Source organism: Chitinophaga chungangae (assembly GCF_017742215.1).
GTDB classification, from domain to species: Bacteria; Bacteroidota; Bacteroidia; order Chitinophagales; family Chitinophagaceae; genus Chitinophaga; species Chitinophaga chungangae.
Genome location: NZ_JAGHKP010000004.1, coordinates 181,287 through 198,826, shown reverse-complemented (window position 1 = coordinate 198,826; position 17,540 = coordinate 181,287). Strand labels below are relative to the sequence as shown.

General features: G+C 54.2%; 16 protein-coding genes. 12 read left to right on the top strand and 4 right to left on the bottom strand.

Annotated features, from left to right (window positions below; all coding sequences use genetic code 11):
* Window positions 1-32 precede the first annotated feature (32 nt).
* From J7I43_RS20555 to J7I43_RS20545, 3 genes are read right to left on the bottom strand one after another with little or no spacing between them, the layout of a single operon-like run.
* Window positions 33-1,502 carry a TolC family protein gene (locus J7I43_RS20555; protein WP_209147743.1) on the bottom strand — a complete coding sequence of 490 codons (1,470 nt, stop codon included), beginning with the start codon at window positions 1,500-1,502 and terminating at the stop codon, window positions 33-35.
* On the bottom strand, window positions 1,495-2,841 hold the full coding sequence (locus J7I43_RS20550) for an ABC transporter permease (protein WP_209147742.1): 1,347 nt from the start codon (window positions 2,839-2,841) through the stop codon (window positions 1,495-1,497). The genes J7I43_RS20555 and J7I43_RS20550 overlap by 8 nt, the downstream gene beginning before the upstream one ends.
* An 18-nt stretch (window positions 2,842-2,859) precedes the next feature.
* On the bottom strand, window positions 2,860-4,107 hold the full coding sequence (locus J7I43_RS20545) for an efflux RND transporter periplasmic adaptor subunit (RefSeq protein ID WP_209147741.1): 1,248 nt from the start codon (window positions 4,105-4,107) through the stop codon (window positions 2,860-2,862).
* Window positions 4,108-4,386: 279 nt separating this feature from the next.
* On the opposite strand from J7I43_RS20545, the gene J7I43_RS20540 reads away from it, so the two are divergent.
* The 8 genes from J7I43_RS20540 (at window position 4,387) to J7I43_RS20505 (ending at window position 12,666) form a co-directional block, all read left to right on the top strand.
* Window positions 4,387-5,553: a hypothetical protein gene (locus J7I43_RS20540; protein WP_209147740.1), complete on the top strand. Its 1,167-nt coding sequence runs from the start codon at window positions 4,387-4,389 to the stop codon at window positions 5,551-5,553.
* A gap of 94 nt (window positions 5,554-5,647) precedes the next feature.
* Entirely contained in the window at window positions 5,648-7,531 is a 1,884-nt protein-coding gene (locus J7I43_RS20535; RefSeq protein ID WP_209147739.1) for a DNA polymerase III subunit gamma/tau, read from the top strand.
* 107 nt (window positions 7,532-7,638) lie between these two features.
* Entirely contained in the window at window positions 7,639-9,306 is a 1,668-nt protein-coding gene (locus J7I43_RS20530; protein WP_209147738.1) for a pyruvate dehydrogenase complex dihydrolipoamide acetyltransferase, read from the top strand.
* A gap of 233 nt (window positions 9,307-9,539) precedes the next feature.
* On the top strand, window positions 9,540-9,929 hold the full coding sequence (locus J7I43_RS20525) for a VOC family protein (RefSeq protein ID WP_209147737.1): 390 nt from the start codon (window positions 9,540-9,542) through the stop codon (window positions 9,927-9,929).
* Window positions 9,930-10,017: 88 nt separating this feature from the next.
* A complete protein-coding gene (locus tag J7I43_RS20520; protein WP_209147736.1) occupies window positions 10,018-10,524 on the top strand; it encodes a GbsR/MarR family transcriptional regulator in 507 nt (168 codons plus the stop codon).
* Between the two features lie 82 nt (window positions 10,525-10,606).
* Window positions 10,607-11,551 (top strand): TIGR01777 family oxidoreductase, encoded by a 945-nt coding sequence (locus J7I43_RS20515; protein WP_209147735.1) that lies wholly within the window; start codon window positions 10,607-10,609, stop codon window positions 11,549-11,551.
* Window positions 11,552-11,657: 106 nt separating this feature from the next.
* On the top strand, window positions 11,658-12,029 hold the full coding sequence (locus tag J7I43_RS20510; RefSeq protein ID WP_209147734.1) for a CoA-binding protein: 372 nt from the start codon (window positions 11,658-11,660) through the stop codon (window positions 12,027-12,029).
* 163 nt (window positions 12,030-12,192) lie between these two features.
* On the top strand, window positions 12,193-12,666 hold the full coding sequence (locus tag J7I43_RS20505) for a ribonuclease H-like YkuK family protein (protein WP_209147733.1): 474 nt from the start codon (window positions 12,193-12,195) through the stop codon (window positions 12,664-12,666).
* Here the strand turns inward: J7I43_RS20505 and yihA are convergent.
* Window positions 12,663-13,271, bottom strand: coding sequence for a ribosome biogenesis GTP-binding protein YihA/YsxC (gene yihA / locus J7I43_RS20500; RefSeq protein ID WP_209147732.1), 609 nt, complete (start codon window positions 13,269-13,271; stop codon window positions 12,663-12,665). The genes J7I43_RS20505 and yihA overlap by 4 nt on opposite strands.
* 42 nt (window positions 13,272-13,313) lie before the next feature.
* Between yihA and ubiE the strand changes: the two genes are divergently transcribed.
* The 4 genes from ubiE to J7I43_RS20480 all read left to right on the top strand — a co-directional run bounded on the left by ubiE (window position 13,314) and on the right by J7I43_RS20480 (window position 17,539).
* Window positions 13,314-14,057, top strand: a complete 744-nt coding sequence (ubiE, locus tag J7I43_RS20495; protein ID WP_209147731.1) for a bifunctional demethylmenaquinone methyltransferase/2-methoxy-6-polyprenyl-1,4-benzoquinol methylase UbiE — start codon at window positions 13,314-13,316, stop codon at window positions 14,055-14,057.
* Window positions 14,006-14,728 carry a type IX secretion/gliding motility protein PorT/SprT gene (gene porT / locus J7I43_RS20490; RefSeq protein WP_317197087.1) on the top strand — a complete coding sequence of 241 codons (723 nt, stop codon included), beginning with the start codon at window positions 14,006-14,008 and terminating at the stop codon, window positions 14,726-14,728. The genes ubiE and porT overlap by 52 nt, the downstream gene beginning before the upstream one ends.
* 18 nt (window positions 14,729-14,746) lie before the next feature.
* Window positions 14,747-16,084, top strand: a complete 1,338-nt coding sequence (locus J7I43_RS20485) for a dihydroorotase (protein WP_209147729.1) — start codon at window positions 14,747-14,749, stop codon at window positions 16,082-16,084.
* Between the two features lie 126 nt (window positions 16,085-16,210).
* Window positions 16,211-17,539: a MutS-related protein gene (locus J7I43_RS20480; protein WP_209147728.1), complete on the top strand. Its 1,329-nt coding sequence runs from the start codon at window positions 16,211-16,213 to the stop codon at window positions 17,537-17,539.
* Window position 17,540 lies beyond the last annotated feature (1 nt).

Genomic DNA, 17,540 nt, shown 5'->3' with positions numbered 1-17,540 from the left:
GCGCCCGTTCTCTGCTTGCCTTTATACGGATCTTATTTTTCCTGGAATTCGTAACGGATCTTCTCGTCTTTCTCGAAATCGTACAACGTCAGCCGGCGCACGGTGTAGTAAGCTCTCCAGAAGTTGCGGAGGGCGTACACGTAGTTCTGCGCGGCCTGGTCTTTTTCGCTTTGCGCGAGGTTGAGGTCGGTGATGCTGATCTTCCCGATCAGGTACCGCTGCTTGGTGATCTCGTACCGCAGCCGCGCGATGGTATCGGCTTTGGTGGCGCTGGCCAGCAGGTTTTTCTGGATGTTGAACTGCTGGGTCTGCAGGTACACTTCCTGCTCGAACTGGCGTTCGGCCTGCTGCACGTCTATTTCGATCAGGTCGCGGTTGGCCTTGGCCTGGCGCACGCGGTAACGGGCGCGGCCCCAGTCCATGATCGGGATGCCCACGCCGATGGAAAAGTTCTGCTGGATCTCCCCGCCGGAATACACCCTGCCCAGCGTTTGCCCGTTGTTGGTCTGCCCCAGCTGCGCCCGCAGGTTGAATTCGTAACCGCTGTAAGCGCGGGCTTCGGCCACGGCCTCGTTGGCTTCCAGCCGCCTGCGCCTGAACTCGAGCACGGATTGCCGGTTGCTGCCCGCCTCGGCCACGGCCTTGTCCAGCGGTACGTTGAACAGCGGCACGGTAGCCGGTGCTTTCAGCCGGATGTCCGCATCCTTGGGCATGTTCAGGAACCGTTTTAGTTCCTGGTACGCCATTTCTTTCTGCAAAGTGGCCTGTTCAAGCGTATTGCGGGCGTTGAGCAGGCTCAGTTCGATCTGCAGCAGCTCGTTCTCCGCGATCTTGCCCAGGTCGAAGCGGCCTTTGGATATTTTGAACAGCGTGTCCTGGTTGGCTACGTTCTGCTGGTAAATGCGCTCCTGGGTTTGGGCGGAAAGCGCGTCGAAGAACAGCGACGTGCCGTCTAGCGCAACGATCTCCAGGTCTTCGACGTACTGGCGTTTGCTTTCGTCGTACGCGATGGGCGCTATTTTGCGCTCCCAGTAAAATGGATTGTACATGATACTGGGCTGGTTGTAGTTGATGGAGAACGGTGTGGCGAGATAATTGGTTTTGGTAGTGCCGGTGAACTCGTCGAAGCGGTTGAGGTTAGACTGTACGGAGAAGGTACCGCCCGTCCATGGCACGTTCTGGCGCAGACCGAGGTTCACCGCCGTGTTGGAGGTGGAGCGGCGAACGTATTCCACCTTGCCGTCTGGCTGCAGCACTTCCACGGTTTCGCCGAAAGGACTGCTGCTGTTGTTCAGCCCCAGCACCAGCTGCGGCAGCTGCCCCGCCCTGAAATAACGGTACGCGTACAGCGAGTTGAGCGCGCGGCTTTGCGCGCGGTAGTAGCTGGGAGAATTGCGTTGCGCCAGCCCCACCACGTCCTGCAGCACCAACTGCTGCTCCTGCGCCTGCGAAAGTCCTGTGCCGCCCAGCAGGCAGGCTATTGTAATCCTGAATTTAAGCATGTCGTAAACATTCGATTGGGTTCTGGTTTGCCGCCTTGCGCGCGGGAGAGATGCCGAAGATGAGGCCGACGGAAGAAGCCAGCACAAAGGATAAAAGAATGGAGATCGCGGAGATGATCGTACGGATGTCTGCCACCTTGTCTACCGTATACGCCCCGGCCACGCCGAGCACGATGCCGATAAAACCGCCGCTGAGGCTGATCAGCACGGCTTCAAAAAGGAACTGCATCACGATGTCTTTTTTCTGCGCGCCCAACGCCATCCTGATGCCGATCTCCTTGGTGCGCTCCAGCACGCTCGCCAGCATGATGTTCATGATGCCGATGCCGCCCACCAGCAGCGATATGCCCGCGATGGCGCTCAGTACGATATTAAATACGTCTTTTGTTTTCTGTTGCTGCTGCAGCATCTGCTCCGGGATCGTCACTTCAAAGTCCATCACGTCCGAATGCCGTCGTTTGAGCATCCGGCTGATGATGCCCGCCGATTCGGTGAGCTGCTCGGGCTGCCGCACTTTTACGATCAGCTGGTCCAGCTGGTGCACCGGCACGTTGGGTACGTTCTGCGGGCCTTCTTCGTCCCAGCCCCGCGTTTCACGGATGCGGATGGCGGGATTGCGGTAACGCGTGAGCGTGGTTTGGATCGGCACATACACGTCCATGTTGTAGTCGCGGATGCCGAGGTTTTCTTTCGTGGCGGAGCTGATCAGCTTTTCGTCCGTTACGCCCACTACTTTCAGCCACTGCTGGCCACATTTGATGGTTTTGCCCATCGGGTCTTCCGACAAAAAGAATTTTCTTTTCACGCCCGCGCCGATAATGCATACGCCTTCACCGATAGTCAGCTGTTCGTGGTTGAACATCTTGCCTTCGGCGATGCCGATATTGTTCAATTCGAAAAAAGAAGGCTCCACGCCCACCATTTTCAGTTTTTTGCTTTTGCCGTTGTAGATCACGTCCTGGTCGAGGATCATTTCAGGACTGATGGACTCCACCGTGGGCACCATGCGGATGATGCTGTGCGCGTCTTCCAGGCTGAGACCTTTCGAGAATTTCTTTTTGTCTTTTTCCTGCGCGCCACCCTCCGCGGGCTCCTTTTCTTCTTCGTCTTTTTTCTCTTCCGCCACGGGTTTGATCACGATATTGTTGACGCCCACCAGTTTCATCTGGTTCATGATCTCTTCTTTCGCGCCCTTGCCGATGGCAAGCATGGCGATCACCGCGCCCACGCCGAAGATGATGCCAAGGGCGGTCAGGAACGACCGCAGCCGGTTGGCCACGAGCGAATCCACCGCGATGCCGAGATTGTTCATGTTACGGGCACCCCATAATTTTAGCATAAGGATGGTTTTATGAGGTTATTTTAAAACGACGAGCGTATGGTTCTTGGCGGATTCAGGCTCGGACATGTACACTTCATCGCCCGCTTCCAGCCCTTTTTCAACGATCACCACTTCGTCGTTGCTTTTGCCCAGCTTCACTTCGCGTTTTTCGATGGAATTGCCCCTGCGCATGTATACAAAGCTCTTCGATTTCTCGCTGAACACGGATTCCAGCGGAATGGTGAGCTTGTCGGGGATCTGGTTGATAAGGATGTTGTTGGAGGTGGTCATGCCCGGTTTGAGAATGGAATCCACTTTGTCCAGCTTGATGAGCACTTCAAACACCTTGGCGTTGGAACCGGGGCGGTTTTCGCCGATGTTGGCCACGGAAGTGACGATGCCGGTGAGTTTCACTTCCGGGAATGCATCGAGGCCCATGGCTACTTTCTGTTCTTTTTTGATCTTGCTGATGTCTACCTCGTTGATGTAGGTTTTGCTGAGCATCGTGCTCAGGTCCGGCAGCATGCAGATGCGCGGGTCCCACGAACGGATGGCGGAGCCGGCTTTCTTTTTGCCGCCGGTGGCGTAATCGGGGATGTATACCAGCAGCCCTTTTTTAGGGGCGGTGATGCGGAATTTGCTGCGGAGGTCTTCCAGCGCGGAAAGCTGTTCCTGCCTGCGTTTCACCTCACGGGCGGCCTGTTCCATTTTGGCGGTGGCCTGCCGTTGCTGGATCTTGTATTTTTCGCCGAGCTGCTTCAGGTCGCGCTCCGCTTTTTCGAGATCGAGCTCGGCCTGGCGGATGGTGGCGGGCGGTTCGAATTTGCTCAGTTCCAGCGCGAGCTTTTTCTGTTCCATCTGGAATTTGAGGTTCGTCATATTGTCCCGCGATTCGCGCATCTGCAAAGTAGTATCCAAAGAAGTTTGCGAAAGGGTGGTGATGGAACGGTCCAGTTCCAGCTGCACGTCGCCGATCTTTTTGTTCACCACGGCAGGGTCGAGGGTGGCGATGTAATCGCCTTCCTTCACGGTAATGCCTTCCGTAACCATGTCCTGGATCTTGATCTCTTCGTAGATCTGGTGGGTTTGGAGGGGCGGGGCCTGGATGTAGACGGTATTTTCGGCCATCAGTTCGCCGGGGCTGACCACCACGTCGCGGAAGTTTTCCTTTTTCACTTTGGCCACGGCGCTGGGGCCAGCGGCCTTTTTACCGAAAACCAGGTAAGCGGTGATCGTACAAACGAGGAGTAACACGGCAATGAGCCACCATTTTTTCTTAAACATAGGTTAATAGTGTGTGGTATTTACAAGGGTGAAATAGCTACTACTGTTATCGGCCGCACGGATTCAGCGCTGCATGGAATCATCAAGACGCACGGGTTCCTTTATTCCATAAAAATATACGGGGAATACTAAACGAAACGTTAATTGTGACGGAATGACGGATTTTCATTATAAACGACGATTTAAAAGGGACAGGCTTGTTCGGCATTCAGTGCCAACAAATTGCATTTCCCTGATAACGGTCTCACAATTACTTTTATTTTTGCCCAAATTTCCCAGATGAAATTATTTGTGGTTAAAGACGCCCGCACGGCCCGGGAATTCCTGGACGTACACGTTTCGCTCAACAAAGGTTACGAAGGCTGGAACCAGCCGCTGGACAAGGATATACAAGAGGTTTTCGATCCGGAAAAAAACAAAACGTTCCGTTTCGGCGAATGCGTGAGGTGGGTGATGAAGGATGAGAAAGGAAACCTGGCCGGCCGCATCGCCGCGTTCGTCAACAAAAAATATAAGACCATTGGCGACGAGCAGCCCGTGGGCGGCGTCGGTTTTTTCGACTGCGTGAACGACCAGCAGGCCGCGAACCTGCTTTTCGATACGGCCAAACAATGGCTCACCGAAAGAGGCATGGGCGCGATGGATGGCCCGATCAACTTCGGCGACCGCGACCGCTGGTGGGGCCTGCAGGTGAAAGGTTTCGTGAACCCGCCTTTCGGCATGAACTACAATCCGCCCTATTACCGCGGATTATTCGAGAATTACGGCTTCCGGCCTTTTTTCACCCAGGTCTGCTTCGGGCTGGACGTGAAAAACCGCATCCAGGACAAATTCTACGAACGGCATGCCGCCATCGCCAAAGATCCCGCCTTTTCAGCCCGGCACATCCGGAAAAAAGAGCTCGAGAAATACGCGCAGGACTTTACCACCGTGTACAATAAAGCCTGGGCGCAGCATGGCGGTTTAAAAGAAATCTCCAAAGAACAGGCCCTGATGCTGTTCAAAAAAATGAAACCCGTGCTGGACGAAAGGATCGTGTGGTTCGCTTATCATAACGACGAGCCCATCGCGCTGTGGGTGAACCTGCCTGAGCTGAACCAGTATTTCAAACACATGGGCGGCAAATTCGGGCTGTTGCAGAAGCTGCAGTTCCTGTGGCTGAAAATGACCGGCGCCTGCCGCAAGTTCACCGGCATCGTGTTCGGCGTGGTGCCTGAGTTCCAGGGCAAGGGCGTAGACGCGTACCTTATCGTGGAAGGCGGGGCGAAAGTGATACAGGCGCAGCATTTGTACGACGAATACGAAATGCAGTGGATCGGCGACTTCAACCCTAAAATGATGAATGTGGCCGAAAGCCTCGGCACTTTTCACACCCGCGAGCTGATCACTTTCCGTTACCTGTTCGACCGTACACAGGAATTTAAGCGCCATCCCATCCTGAAATAGCTACATCAGCCATGGTGGCCGATTGCAGCTTTTTCGTTTTTTACTTTTTGATTTTTGCGTTACTTTCGGCTTTTGGAAAGGAGCGTCTCCCATCATGGAAAATTTTATAGTATCCGCCCGTAAATACCGTCCGCAGAATTTCTCCACGGTAGTAGGGCAAGCCCATATCACCACCACACTCAAAAATGCCATCCGCAACAACCAGCTGGCCCATGCCTTCCTGTTCTGCGGCCCGCGCGGCGTGGGCAAAACCACCTGCGCGCGCATCCTGGCGAAAACCATCAACTGCGAGAACCTCCAGCCCGATGGCGAAGCCTGCAACGAGTGCAGTTCCTGCCGCACCTTCAACGAAGGCAGCTCCTTTAACATCCACGAGCTGGACGCGGCTTCCAACAACTCGGTAGACGATATCCGCACGCTGGTAGACCAGGTGCGCTTCGCTCCCCAGGCTGGCAAATACAAGATCTATATCATCGATGAGGTGCACATGCTCAGCTCCTCGGCCTTCAACGCTTTTCTGAAAACGCTGGAAGAACCGCCCTCCTACGCGATCTTCATTCTCGCCACCACGGAAAAACACAAGATCCTGCCCACCATCCTCAGCCGGTGCCAGATCTTCGACTTCAAACGCATTACCATACAGGATACGGTAGACCATCTCCAGGAGATCGTTACCAAAGAACATATGACCGCCGAAGGCGACGCCCTTCACCTGATCGCCCAGAAAACGGACGGCTGCATGAGGGATTCCCTCAGCACGCTGGACAAGATCGTGAGCTTCACCGGCGGCAAACTTACTTACCAGAATACGCTCGAGCATCTCAACATCCTCGACTACGATTATTTTTTCCGCGTCATGGAATCCGTGCTCACGCAGGATATTGCGGGATCGCTGCTGATCTTCGACGAAATTTTGCAGAAAGGTTTCGAGGGAGACAACTTCCTCGGCGGATGGGCGGAGTTCCTGCGGAACCTGCTGGTGTGTAAGGACGAAAAAGTGCTGCACCTCATGGAAGTAAGCGCCAACCTGAAAGACCGTTACAAACAGATGAGCGGCCGCGTCAGCTCCGCTTACCTCGTTACGGCCCTGCACCTGCTCAACGAAACCGAGATCGGCTACCGGATGGCCCGCAACAAAAGGCTGCATGTGGAAATGGCCCTTATCAGGCTGTGTTACCTGCAGCAGGCGGTAACCCTCGTAAGCAACGATCAGACGGGCGAAGTGGTAAAAAAAAACCTGGTCCCTGAAGGAGCCCCCCAGCGCCTGAGAGCCCCGCTTCCGCAGCCGATCTATGGCAAACCCGCCACCAGCAAAACCATCGCGCCGCAGGAACCGAAGCTGACCATCGAAGTGGAAAAAGGCGCCCCGCAGCAAAAAGCGCCGGTCACTCCTTCCCCCGAAACAAGAACCGCGCCCCCCGCGCCTTCGCAGCAGGGCACGCCGGTACAAAACTATACCGCCCCCGCACAGCCCGCCTCACCGGCAGCTTCAACGGGCAACGGCGCCGCCAGGCCCAAACTGACCGGCCTCGCCGCAATGAAAGAGGCCATGGCAGCCAAACAACAGCAGGTCACCGCCACGGTGAACAACAGCATACCGCTCACCGCCGGGGCCATCGCCGTGTACTGGGACGAATTTATCGACCGGTTCAGGCAGGCCAACAAAATGACCGTCGTAAGCAACCTCCAGCTGGCCCAAACCGCCATGCTGGGGCCCGAAGAGATCTGCATCGTGAGCCGGAACATCGTGCAGTACCGGTTTATGGAAGAAGAAAAGCTCGAAATATCCGAATTCTTCAAGCAAAAATTCCGCAACAACGCCCTCATTCTTACCCTCCAGCTGGACGAAAGCCAGCAGCAAACGGCGGATTCCGGCCCCGCGCCGCTCTCCAGCCGGGAGCAGTTCACGCGGATGGTCGAAAAGTACCCGCTCGTGAAAGAATTGAAAGACCGGTTGAACATGGAACTTGATTTTTAAACCGTTACCCGGCACGGGAATGGTTATTTTTTAAACACCGGCCCCCCGCATGCGTTGCGTTTTTGCGCAAAAACATGTAGGTTTGGGCAAAATTTCGAAGAAATACTATGGCAGAAGTTATCAGAATGCCCCTTTTAAGCGATACGATGACGGAAGGGGTGATTGCGGAATGGCATAAGAAGGTAGGCGATACCGTAAAGTCCGACGACATTATTGCCGAAGTGGAAACCGATAAGGCCACCATGGAAGTAATGGGTTATGTGGACGGTACGTTGTTATATATTGGCGTGGAGAAAGGAAAAGCGGCGAAGGTGAATGAGATCATTGCCATTGTAGGCAAGCCCGGCGAGGATTACAAAGGATTGCTGGAAGGGAACGGAGGCGCCAAAGCCGCCGCTCCGAAAGCAGATGCCGCCGCCCCTGCCCCCAAAGCGGAAGCAAAAGCAGAAGCCGCTCCCGCCGCAGCTCCCCAGGCAGACAAAGGCGCGCTGGACGCAGCGCTGAAAGACGCGACCGTGATCCGTATGCCGCTGCTGAGCGACACCATGACCGAAGGCAAGATCGTGGCCTGGAATAAAAAAGTAGGCGACACCGTGAAATCTGACGACGTGCTGGCCGAAGTGGAAACCGACAAAGCCACCATGGAAGTGATCGGTTATGCAGACGGTACGCTGCTGCACATCGGCGTTCCCGAAGGCGAAGTGGCCAAGGTGAACGGCATTATCGCCATCGTAGGTAAAAAAGGAACAAACGTAGACGCCATACTCGCAGCCGAGCAATCCGGCGGCGCGGCCCCCAAAGCTGCCGCCCCCGCTGAAACCTCCGCAGCTGCGCCCGCAGCATCCGCCGCCCCGGCAGCGGAAGCCGCAGTTCCTGCCGCCAACGGCGACGGAAGGGTGAAAGCCTCTCCCCTCGCTAAAAAACTGGCGGAAGAAAAAGGCATCGATATCAGCCAGGTACCCGGCTCCGGCGACGGCGGCCGTATCGTGAAAAAAGACGTGGACAGCTTCGTGCCTTCCAAAGCCGCTCCTGCCGCGGCGCCCGCTGCAGGCAAACCCGCTCCCCAGGTGGCCGCGTTCGCCCCCGCAGGACAGGAAAGCCACACCGATACTCCCGTATCGCAGATGCGCAAAGCCATCGCACGCCGTCTCGGAGAAAGCAAATTCCAGGCGCCGCACTTCTACCTTACCATGGAAATCAACATGGACAAGGCCATGGAAGCCCGCGAAGCCATCAATAAAGTTTCCCCCGTTAAAGTTTCTTTCAACGACATGGTGATCAAAGCCTGCGCCATGGCGCTGCGCCAGCACCCTGACGTGAACAGCAGCTGGCTGGGAGACACCATCCGTCACAATCATCACATCCACATCGGCTCTGCCGTGGCGGTAGACGAAGGGCTGATCGTTCCCGTGATCCGTTTTGCGGACCAGAAGAGCTTCTCCCAGATCGCGGCCGAAACCAAAGTGCTGAACGATAAAGCGAAGAACAAAAAACTGCAGCCGCAGGATTATTCCGGCAACACCTTCACCGTGTCTAACCTCGGCATGATGGGCATCGAGCAGTTCACCGCCATCATCAACCCTCCCGATTCCGCCATCCTCGCGGTAGGCGCCATCAAGGAAACCGTGATGGTGGAAAACGGCCAGTTCAAAGCCACCAACGTGATGAAAGTGACCATGAGCTGCGACCACCGTACGGTAGACGGCGCTGTGGGCTCACGTTTCCTGGTAACCCTGAAAGGTTTCCTGGAAAACCCGGTGACGATGTTCGTATAAAAACATTCCCGAGATATTCCGAAAGCCGCTCCTTCCCGGGGCGGCTTTTTTATGTGAAAACGTTTCCCCAAATCAATATTATATTATCCATGCATGAAAGGTGAATAACGAGGAGAAGGGGCTTGTCAAAATAATATCAATTCTAACGGCTACGGCTGTTTTGCGTTTGAAAAAAATCTAATAATATCCCCATATTTTATTAAATTCATATTCATTCCCCCAAATGATACGCAATGCAGGTTCCCAAAAATGCCCTCAAATGGTTTGAAATACCTGTCAGCAATTTTGAACGGGCCAGAAAATTTTACAACACTGTATTCAATTTCGAACTGCTGGAAACCCGCGTGCGTGGTAACCGCATGGGATTGTTCCCTAACGAGAACGGCTACGAAGGCGTAAGCGGAGCTATCGTGGAAGGGCCGGACGCAGTGCCCAGCCAGCGTGGCTGCACGGTATATTTTTATTGCGGGGCAGACCTCAGCGAAGTGCTGGAACGCGTGCCCGGCGCGGGCGGCCGCATTGTACACGACAAAACGCCCGTTTCCCCCGAAAACGAAATGGGTTACCAGGCTGTTTTTACAGACACCGAAGGCAACCGCATCGGGTTGCAGTCGGAGGGCTGAACCTCCGATAACCGCCAACTCCTTTCCGTCACTATAAATAATTTTCAATAAGTTTTGAAAGTTCAAAAACATTCTATAGCTTTGAGGTATGAAATTGCCAGAAGCCAAAGCACAATTCATACAGGCATGGGGCTTGCTGGGCGCGCAATGGGGCGTTAACCGCACCATGGCCCAGATCCACGCCCTGCTCCTGATCGCGCCCGACCCTATGAGCGCCGAAGAGATCATGGAAGCGCTGGACATCTCCCGCGGCAATGCCAACATGAACGTACGCGAGCTGATGAACTGGGGCATCGTCGAAAAAGTACTCGTGCCTGGCGAAAGAAAGGAATTTTTTATCGCGGAAAAAGATATCTGGAAAGCAGGCACCGCCATCGCCCGCGAAAGGAAGAAACGCGAGCTGGACCCCATCCTTAAAGTGCTCGTTCAGCTCAATAAAGTGGAAGGCGACCAGAAAGATAAACACGTAAAGGCTTTCCGCGAAACCATGCAAAACATTCAGAAGTTCGCCCACCAGACCGATGCCGCGCTCAACGCCTTCATCAAGTCGGAAGAACACTGGTTTTACAGCACCCTGCTGAAGGTCATCCGCTAAGCCCGCGCTTCCCGGACCGTCCTTCTTATCCCTATACCTAAATGTTTCATTTTTTATTGAAAGTTCAAAAACATCCCTGACAATGAAAAACAAAAAGATCGTGATCGCCGGCGGCACCGGTTTTATCGGCAACGGCCTCGTGGAATATTTCGGGGAGTACAACCGCATCGTGATCCTCAGCCGCCACCCGCAAAACAGCACGCATCCCAATGTGACCCATGTAAAGTGGGACGGCCGCACCACCGGCCCCTGGGTCGCCACGCTGGAAGATGCGGACCTGCTCATCAATCTCGCCGGCAAAAGCGTGAATTGTCGTTATAACAAAGCCAATAAAGCCGAAATATTCGCCAGTCGCACAGACAGCACCCGCATTCTCGGCGAGGCCGTTAAAAGCCTGCAAAACCCGCCCGCGCTCTGGATCAACGCAGGCTCCGCCACCATTTACCGGCATGCGGAAGACCGGCCGATGGACGAATTCACCGGCGAGATCGAAAACGATTTTTCCGTGCAGGTATGCAAGTTGTGGGAAAAGACCTTTTCCGAAACCGATCTTCCGCGCACGCGCAAAGTATTTCTCCGCATCGCGGTAACGCTGGGCGCCGGCGGGGTGATGACGCCTTACCTCAACCTCCTGAAATTCGGGCTGGGTGGCCGCCAGGGCAGCGGCAGGCAGCGTTACAGCTGGGTGCACATCGAAGACGTTGCGCGGATGATGGAGTGGCTGTACACGCATACGGAATGTGAAGGCACGTATAACTGCGTTGCGCCCAATCCTGTTACCAACAACGAATTTATGGCCACGCTGCGCAAAACCTGCGGGCATTATTTCGGTCTGCCGGCGGAAGAATGGATGCTGAAGATAGGCGCGGCGCTGATCGGCACGGAAACCGAGCTGCTGCTCAAAAGCAGGTGGGTATTGCCCACGCGTATCACGCAGGCGGGGTTTACTTTTAAATACCCGCATTTGCAGGAAGCGTTTCAACAGATCGTGGGGCGTTTGCCCCGGAAAGCGTATCATTTGTTCTGATAAAGCGGCCAATATGCCACCTGCGCCCGGGGAAATGCAACAATGTCATGATTCCGGCAGTGGTACAACTTTTGCGCCCTTTAACATGGAAACATTCTTTCAGATCATGGCAAACACACCTAAACTGACCGTTGTTATCGGCGCTTCGCCGCATCCCGACCGCTACAGCTACCTGGCCGTTACCAGGCTGCGGGCGCATGGTCACCCGGTGATCGCCATCGGCCAGCGGACGGGCGCCATCGGCGATACGCCCATTATGGAAGAACATCCGCAAACGGAAGGCGTTGATACGGTCACGTTATACCTTAACCCTTTGCGGCAGCAGCAATACTACGATTACATCCTCAGCCTGAAACCCAAACGGATCATTTTTAACCCGGGCACGGAAAACCCAGAGCTCATCCAGCTGGCGGAAGCCAACGGCATCAAGGCGCAGCCGGCCTGTACCCTCGTGCTGCTGAGCACCGGCCAGTACTAATCCACACAATTTCCCCATTCCTCCCCCCTTTCATATTGCAGTAACATTCACTGCAGTAAAAAGTCGTATATTCGGTTAATACTTCATGCATCGTGTTAGCCCACGGCCAAAGACCCATCAGACTGGCATTCGTATACGCTTTACCGTTCAAAACTTACAACCCATGAAATGGAGAAGATTCAACGGCGAACCTATTCACTTGCCCATCATGGAGGAGGTGCGGCATGCCATCGTCCGGGAAACCGGCCTTGGCCACCGTTTAAAGGTCTGTATCGGCACCGATTCCCAGGTGAAAGGGCTTGAAACCGAGTTTGCCACCGTTATCGTGTTCCTGCGCGAAGGCCACGGCGGTTTTATGTTCATTCACAACGAAAAGACCCGCGACGTTTATTCCATCAAAGAAAGAATGCTGGTGGAAGTAGCCAAAAGCATCGAGATCGCTTACGAGCTGTGCGACCTGTTCACCGAATACGACGTGGACATGGAAGTGCATGCGGACATCAACACCAATCCCCAGTTCAAAAGCAACCTGGCGCTCAGGGAAGCGATGGGTTACATCCTCGGGATGGGGTTTGCGTTCAAAGCGAAGCCTGAGGCCTTTGCCAGCAGCTCCTGCGCGAACAAGATCGTGAACTAGGCGATGCGCTGAAAACGCCCGTTCATTTCATCGATGAACTCCAGGATCTTGTCGCGGCCCGTCTTTTTAACGGTGGACGTTACGTAATTGGCTGGCAGGAATTGCCAGGTTTCACGGAGTTTGTTGAGAAATGCCTTTACATTGCGGCTGGTTTCCAGCTGCGTATTTTTGTCTGCCTTGGTGAACACCAGCTGGAAGGGCACATTCCACTCCCCGAGCTGGTTGATGAATTCGATATCTATCTTCTGGGGCGTAAGCCGGCTGTCTATCAGCACAAACACATTCACCAGGTTGGGCCGCTTTCTCAGGTAATTTTCGATCATCTGCTCCCAGCTGCGGCGCTGGCTTTGAGACACCTTCGCAAACCCATACCCCGGCAAGTCCACGATGTACCAGCTTTTATTGATCAGGAAGTGATTGATCAGCTGCGTTTTGCCAGGCGTGCCCGAGGTTTTCGCCAGGCCATGCTGGTTCACCAGCATATTGATCAGGCTGCTTTTGCCCACGTTGGACCGCCCGATGAAGGCGTATTCAGGCATATCCGGCTGGGGGCACTTTTGCCAGTCCACGTTGCTGATAAGGTATTCGGCAGATTTGATCACCATAATTTTTCCATTTTGCGGCCCTTCAGTTACCTTTGCCCCACTATGGCGAGCAAAGATGTACAGAAAGTGGTTCCTTTTGAAGGGTCAAAATTAAGCAAGAAGGAGCAGATCGCCCACATGTTCGATGATATTGCAGGCAGGTACGACTTCCTGAACCATTTCATGAGCCTGGGCATAGACGTTCAATGGCGTAAAAAGGCCCTGAAGCTGTTGCGCCCCCTTCAACCCAAAACCCTCCTCGACGTAGCCACCGGCACCGGCGATGTGGCCATCATGGCGCATCGCATGCTGCAGCCCGAAAAGATCACCGGCATCGACATTTCCGAAGGAATGCTGGCCCTGGGCCGCGAAAAGGTCGCCAAAGCCGGCCTCAGCGACGTGATCACCCTCCAGCAGGGCGACAGCGAAACAATAAGTTTCCCCGATGCAACGTTTGATGCCATAACGGCCGCCTTCGGCGTCCGGAATTTCGAGCACCTCGAAAAAGGGCTGGCGGAAATGTGCAGGGTGCTCAAACCAGGCGGCAAAGCGGTGATACTGGAGTTTTCCAATCCCACCAAAACGCCTGTTAAACAATTGTATAACTTTTATTTTCGCTACATTACGCCCATGATCGGGAAATGGATCGCCCGGAACCAGGCAGCTTACACCTACCTGCCCGATTCCGTTAAAGCGTTCCCGCAGGGCCAGGCAATGTGCGACATTTTACACAAAGTTGGCTTCCAGGCTGTTACATGCAAAACGCTAACCTTCGGAATATGTTCAATTTATTGCGCTACCCGCTAACGGGGGCTTTATTACTCCTGTTGAGCACCATATCTGCCCAAGCGCAAATAAACATGGAGGAACACGACCGCAAACCCTACTATTTCGGCATCACCCTCGCCGCAAACCAGTCGTATTTCCGGCTCACCCATTCAGACCTCTTCCTCCACCAGGATTCCATCATGGTGGCCGAGCCCCTCAAAACCGTCGGGTTCAACCTCGGCCTGCTTGCCAATCTCCGCATCAGCAACCGCTTCGACCTGCGTTTTAACCCGCAGCTGTTTTTCGCGAATAAAAACCTTTATTACCGCGAAAATTACCCGGACCGTTCCACCGAAAAGAAAGTGGAATCTATCGTGGTGAGTTTCCCGCTGCAGATCAAATTCAAATCGGACCGTATCGGCAACATGCGCGTATACACCATCGCCGGCATGAAGCTCGACCATGACCTCGCTTCCAACAAAAGCGTGCGCCTGGCCGAAGACCTCGTGAAGATCAACAAAACCACCTATGGTTACGAGATCGGCGCCGGTTTCGAATTTTATTTCCCCTCCTTCATCTTCACCCCCGAGTTCAAGGTCAGCAACGGCCTGAACGACGTGCACGTGCGCGATCCGAACCTCCGTTACTCCAACGTGCTCGGCGAGCTCAATTCCCGCATGATCGTGTTTTCGATCCATCTGCAAGGGTAAAAGTTTTACCTTTGCGGCATGCAAAATGTCATCATCAAAAATATATCCGTCGTAAACGAAGGCGTTACCAGCGTGCAGGACGTACTGCTGCGCAACGGCCGTATTGAAAAGATCGCGCCGCAGATCGGCGAAACCGGGAAAGAGATCAGCGGGGAAGGCAAATACCTGCTGCCCGGCGTGATAGACGACCAGGTGCATTTCCGCGAGCCGGGGCTTACCCACAAAGCCACCATCCGTTCCGAAGCGCGCGCTGCCGTGGCCGGCGGCACCACCAGCTTCATGGAAATGCCCAACACCAAACCCGAAGCCGTTACGCAGGAAAGACTGGAAGATAAATACGACATCGGCGCGCGCACCTCGCTGGCGAACTACTCCTTTTTTATGGGCGTGGCCAACGATAATGCGGAAGAAGTGCTGAAGACCAATGCGAAAAAAGACCGCGTGGCCGGCGTGAAGATCTTCATGGGCTCTTCCACCGGCAATATGCTGGTAGACAATTACCTCACCCTCGAAAAGATCTTCTCCGAAACCGAACTGCTGATCGCCACGCATTGCGAGGATGAAAAGATCATCCGCGCCAATATGGAAAAATACAAACAGGAAAAAGGCGATGCGCTTTCCGCGGCAGACCACCCGCTGATCCGCAACGAAGAAGCCTGCTTCGAATCGTCGCTGGTAGCGGTGCAATTCGCCATGAAACACAATTCCCGCCTGCACATCCTGCATATTTCCACCGAAAAGGAACTGCAGCTGTTCGGCAACCTGCTGCCCCTCAGCGAAAAAAGGATCACCGCGGAAGTGTGCGTGCATCACCTGTGGTTCACCGCCAACGACTATACGAAATACGGCAACCTCATCAAATGCAATCCCGCCATCAAAGCGCCGCATCACCGCGAAGCGCTATGGCAGGGCCTCCTGGACGACAAGCTGGACATCATCGCCACCGATCACGCGCCCCACACCTGGGACGAAAAACAGCAGGCTTACCTGCAGGCGCCCTCCGGCGTTCCGCTGGTGCAGCACAGCCTGCTCATGATGCTCGAGCAGGTGAAGGCCGGGCGTTTCTCCATCGAAAAAATGGTGCAGAAAATGAGCCATGCCCCCGCAGACTGCTTCCGCATCCGCGAAAGAGGTTACCTGCGCGAAGGTTATTTTGCGGATTGCGTGATCGCGGACCTCAACGCCTCCACTACGGTCGATAAATCCAACATCCACTACCACTGCGGCTGGAGCCCCTTCGAAGGGCATACTTTCCCCGCCGCGGTAACCCATACCTTCGTGAACGGCCATCTTGCTTACGAAAACGGTACGTTCAACGAAACCCAGCTGGGACAACGGTTGTTATTCAATGCATAAACCGTTGTGAATGAGTTTTTACAGGCCGGGAACGACTGTTCCCGGCTTTGTTATTTATGGAAAAATCCGTGCCCTGCATCTACCACGTTAAACTGATTCACTGTAAATTCACTAAAAATTCTGCGCATGGAGCTGGACAAAACAACCTACCTCGACCTGTCGATCTTTAACCGCGAAGACGAATATTCCCTGTTCCATAAGCTGGATTTCACCACTACGTCGGGCGGAAGGGATTACCTGCGCACCTTGTTCAGCAACCCGCTGAAAGATATCGAGGCGATACGCCAGCGCCAGCAGATGCTGCAATACATGCTCGAACGCGAAGACACCTGGCCGCCGATGATCTCCAACGGCACCATCGTGGTGGTGGAAAATTACCTGAACGCCGAGATAGAACCTATCTCCACTTCCGAAGGGCCGCTGCTGTACGTGAACGCGCTGATCACCAAAACGATCTACGCACCGGATTTCGGGTTCATCAAATTTTCGTTCGACCAGCTGCTTAATCTCATCAACGGTTTTAAATTCCTCACCGATACCTTCCCCGCCGCGGAAGCGCCGGCGAACCTGCGCATCCTGCTCGAAAGGGCGCGCATTCTCATCAACCAGCGCGAGTTTCACGACATCATCGCCATGCATGAGAACGGGTCGCTGAATTTTGTGCAGATCCTCCGTTACGACAAACTCATCCGCCGCAAACATAAAAAAGTGCTCTGGGAACTGACCGAGCTGTATACCCGGCTGGACGCGTATCACAGCATGGCCATGGCCATCCGTCATTTTAAGCTCAACTTCCCCGAATTCACCGATCCCGGCAAACCGTTCATCGAGATCAAACAATTGTACCACATGATATTGCCGCAGCCGGTGGCGTACGATGTGGCGATGGACCCGCACCGTCATTTTATTTTCCTGACGGGGGCCAACATGGCGGGCAAAACCACGTTCATCAGGGCGGTGGGCATCGCGGTGTTCCTGTCGCACCTGGGCATGGGCGTGCCGGCGCAGCAGATGAAGTTGAGTTTTTTCCACGGTATTTTGTCCAACATCGATGTAAAAGACAACATCTTTAAAGGCGAAAGTTATTTCTACAACGAAGTGCAGCGCATCAAAAACACGATCATCAAGATCAGCGACGGCAAAAATTGGCTGATACTGATCGACGAAATGTTTAAAGGCACGAACGTGGAAGACGCGAAGAACTGTTCCCTGGCCGTGATCCGCGGTTTGCTGAACAATCACCAGTGTTTGTACATTTTGTCCACCCACCTGTACGAGATCGCGGAAGAGCTGCAGGGTGAAGACCAGATCATTTTCAAATATTTCCAGAGCGAAGTGATCGACGACAACCTGCATTTCACATATGACCTGAGAGACGGCATCGCTAAGGAAAAGATCGGGTACCTTATTTTGAAGAAAGAAAAAGTTATTGAACTGCTGGCGAACATGAAATAAG

What these genes read in the sequence shown, in the direction of transcription:
- J7I43_RS20550 (WP_209147742.1), bottom strand. Translation starts at nt 2,841, where the DNA reads ATGCTAAAATTATGGGGTGCCCGTAACATGAACAATCTCGGCATCGCG.
- J7I43_RS20505 (WP_209147733.1), top strand. Translation starts at nt 12,193, where the DNA reads ATGAAATGGAGAAGATTCAACGGCGAACCTATTCACTTGCCCATCATG.
- J7I43_RS20485 (WP_209147729.1), top strand. Translation starts at nt 14,747, where the DNA reads ATGCAAAATGTCATCATCAAAAATATATCCGTCGTAAACGAAGGCGTT.
- ubiE (WP_209147731.1), top strand. Translation starts at nt 13,314, where the DNA reads ATGGCGAGCAAAGATGTACAGAAAGTGGTTCCTTTTGAAGGGTCAAAA.
- J7I43_RS20515 (WP_209147735.1), top strand. Translation starts at nt 10,607, where the DNA reads ATGAAAAACAAAAAGATCGTGATCGCCGGCGGCACCGGTTTTATCGGC.
- J7I43_RS20510 (WP_209147734.1), top strand. Translation starts at nt 11,658, where the DNA reads ATGGCAAACACACCTAAACTGACCGTTGTTATCGGCGCTTCGCCGCAT.
- J7I43_RS20525 (WP_209147737.1), top strand. Translation starts at nt 9,540, where the DNA reads ATGCAGGTTCCCAAAAATGCCCTCAAATGGTTTGAAATACCTGTCAGC.
- J7I43_RS20555 (WP_209147743.1), bottom strand. Translation starts at nt 1,502, where the DNA reads ATGCTTAAATTCAGGATTACAATAGCCTGCCTGCTGGGCGGCACAGGA.
- J7I43_RS20530 (WP_209147738.1), top strand. Translation starts at nt 7,639, where the DNA reads ATGGCAGAAGTTATCAGAATGCCCCTTTTAAGCGATACGATGACGGAA.
- yihA (WP_209147732.1), bottom strand. Translation starts at nt 13,271, where the DNA reads ATGGTGATCAAATCTGCCGAATACCTTATCAGCAACGTGGACTGGCAA.
- J7I43_RS20520 (WP_209147736.1), top strand. Translation starts at nt 10,018, where the DNA reads ATGAAATTGCCAGAAGCCAAAGCACAATTCATACAGGCATGGGGCTTG.
- J7I43_RS20540 (WP_209147740.1), top strand. Translation starts at nt 4,387, where the DNA reads ATGAAATTATTTGTGGTTAAAGACGCCCGCACGGCCCGGGAATTCCTG.
- J7I43_RS20480 (WP_209147728.1), top strand. Translation starts at nt 16,211, where the DNA reads ATGGAGCTGGACAAAACAACCTACCTCGACCTGTCGATCTTTAACCGC.
- porT (WP_317197087.1), top strand. Translation starts at nt 14,006, where the DNA reads ATGCAAAACGCTAACCTTCGGAATATGTTCAATTTATTGCGCTACCCG.
- J7I43_RS20545 (WP_209147741.1), bottom strand. Translation starts at nt 4,107, where the DNA reads ATGTTTAAGAAAAAATGGTGGCTCATTGCCGTGTTACTCCTCGTTTGT.
- J7I43_RS20535 (WP_209147739.1), top strand. Translation starts at nt 5,648, where the DNA reads ATGGAAAATTTTATAGTATCCGCCCGTAAATACCGTCCGCAGAATTTC.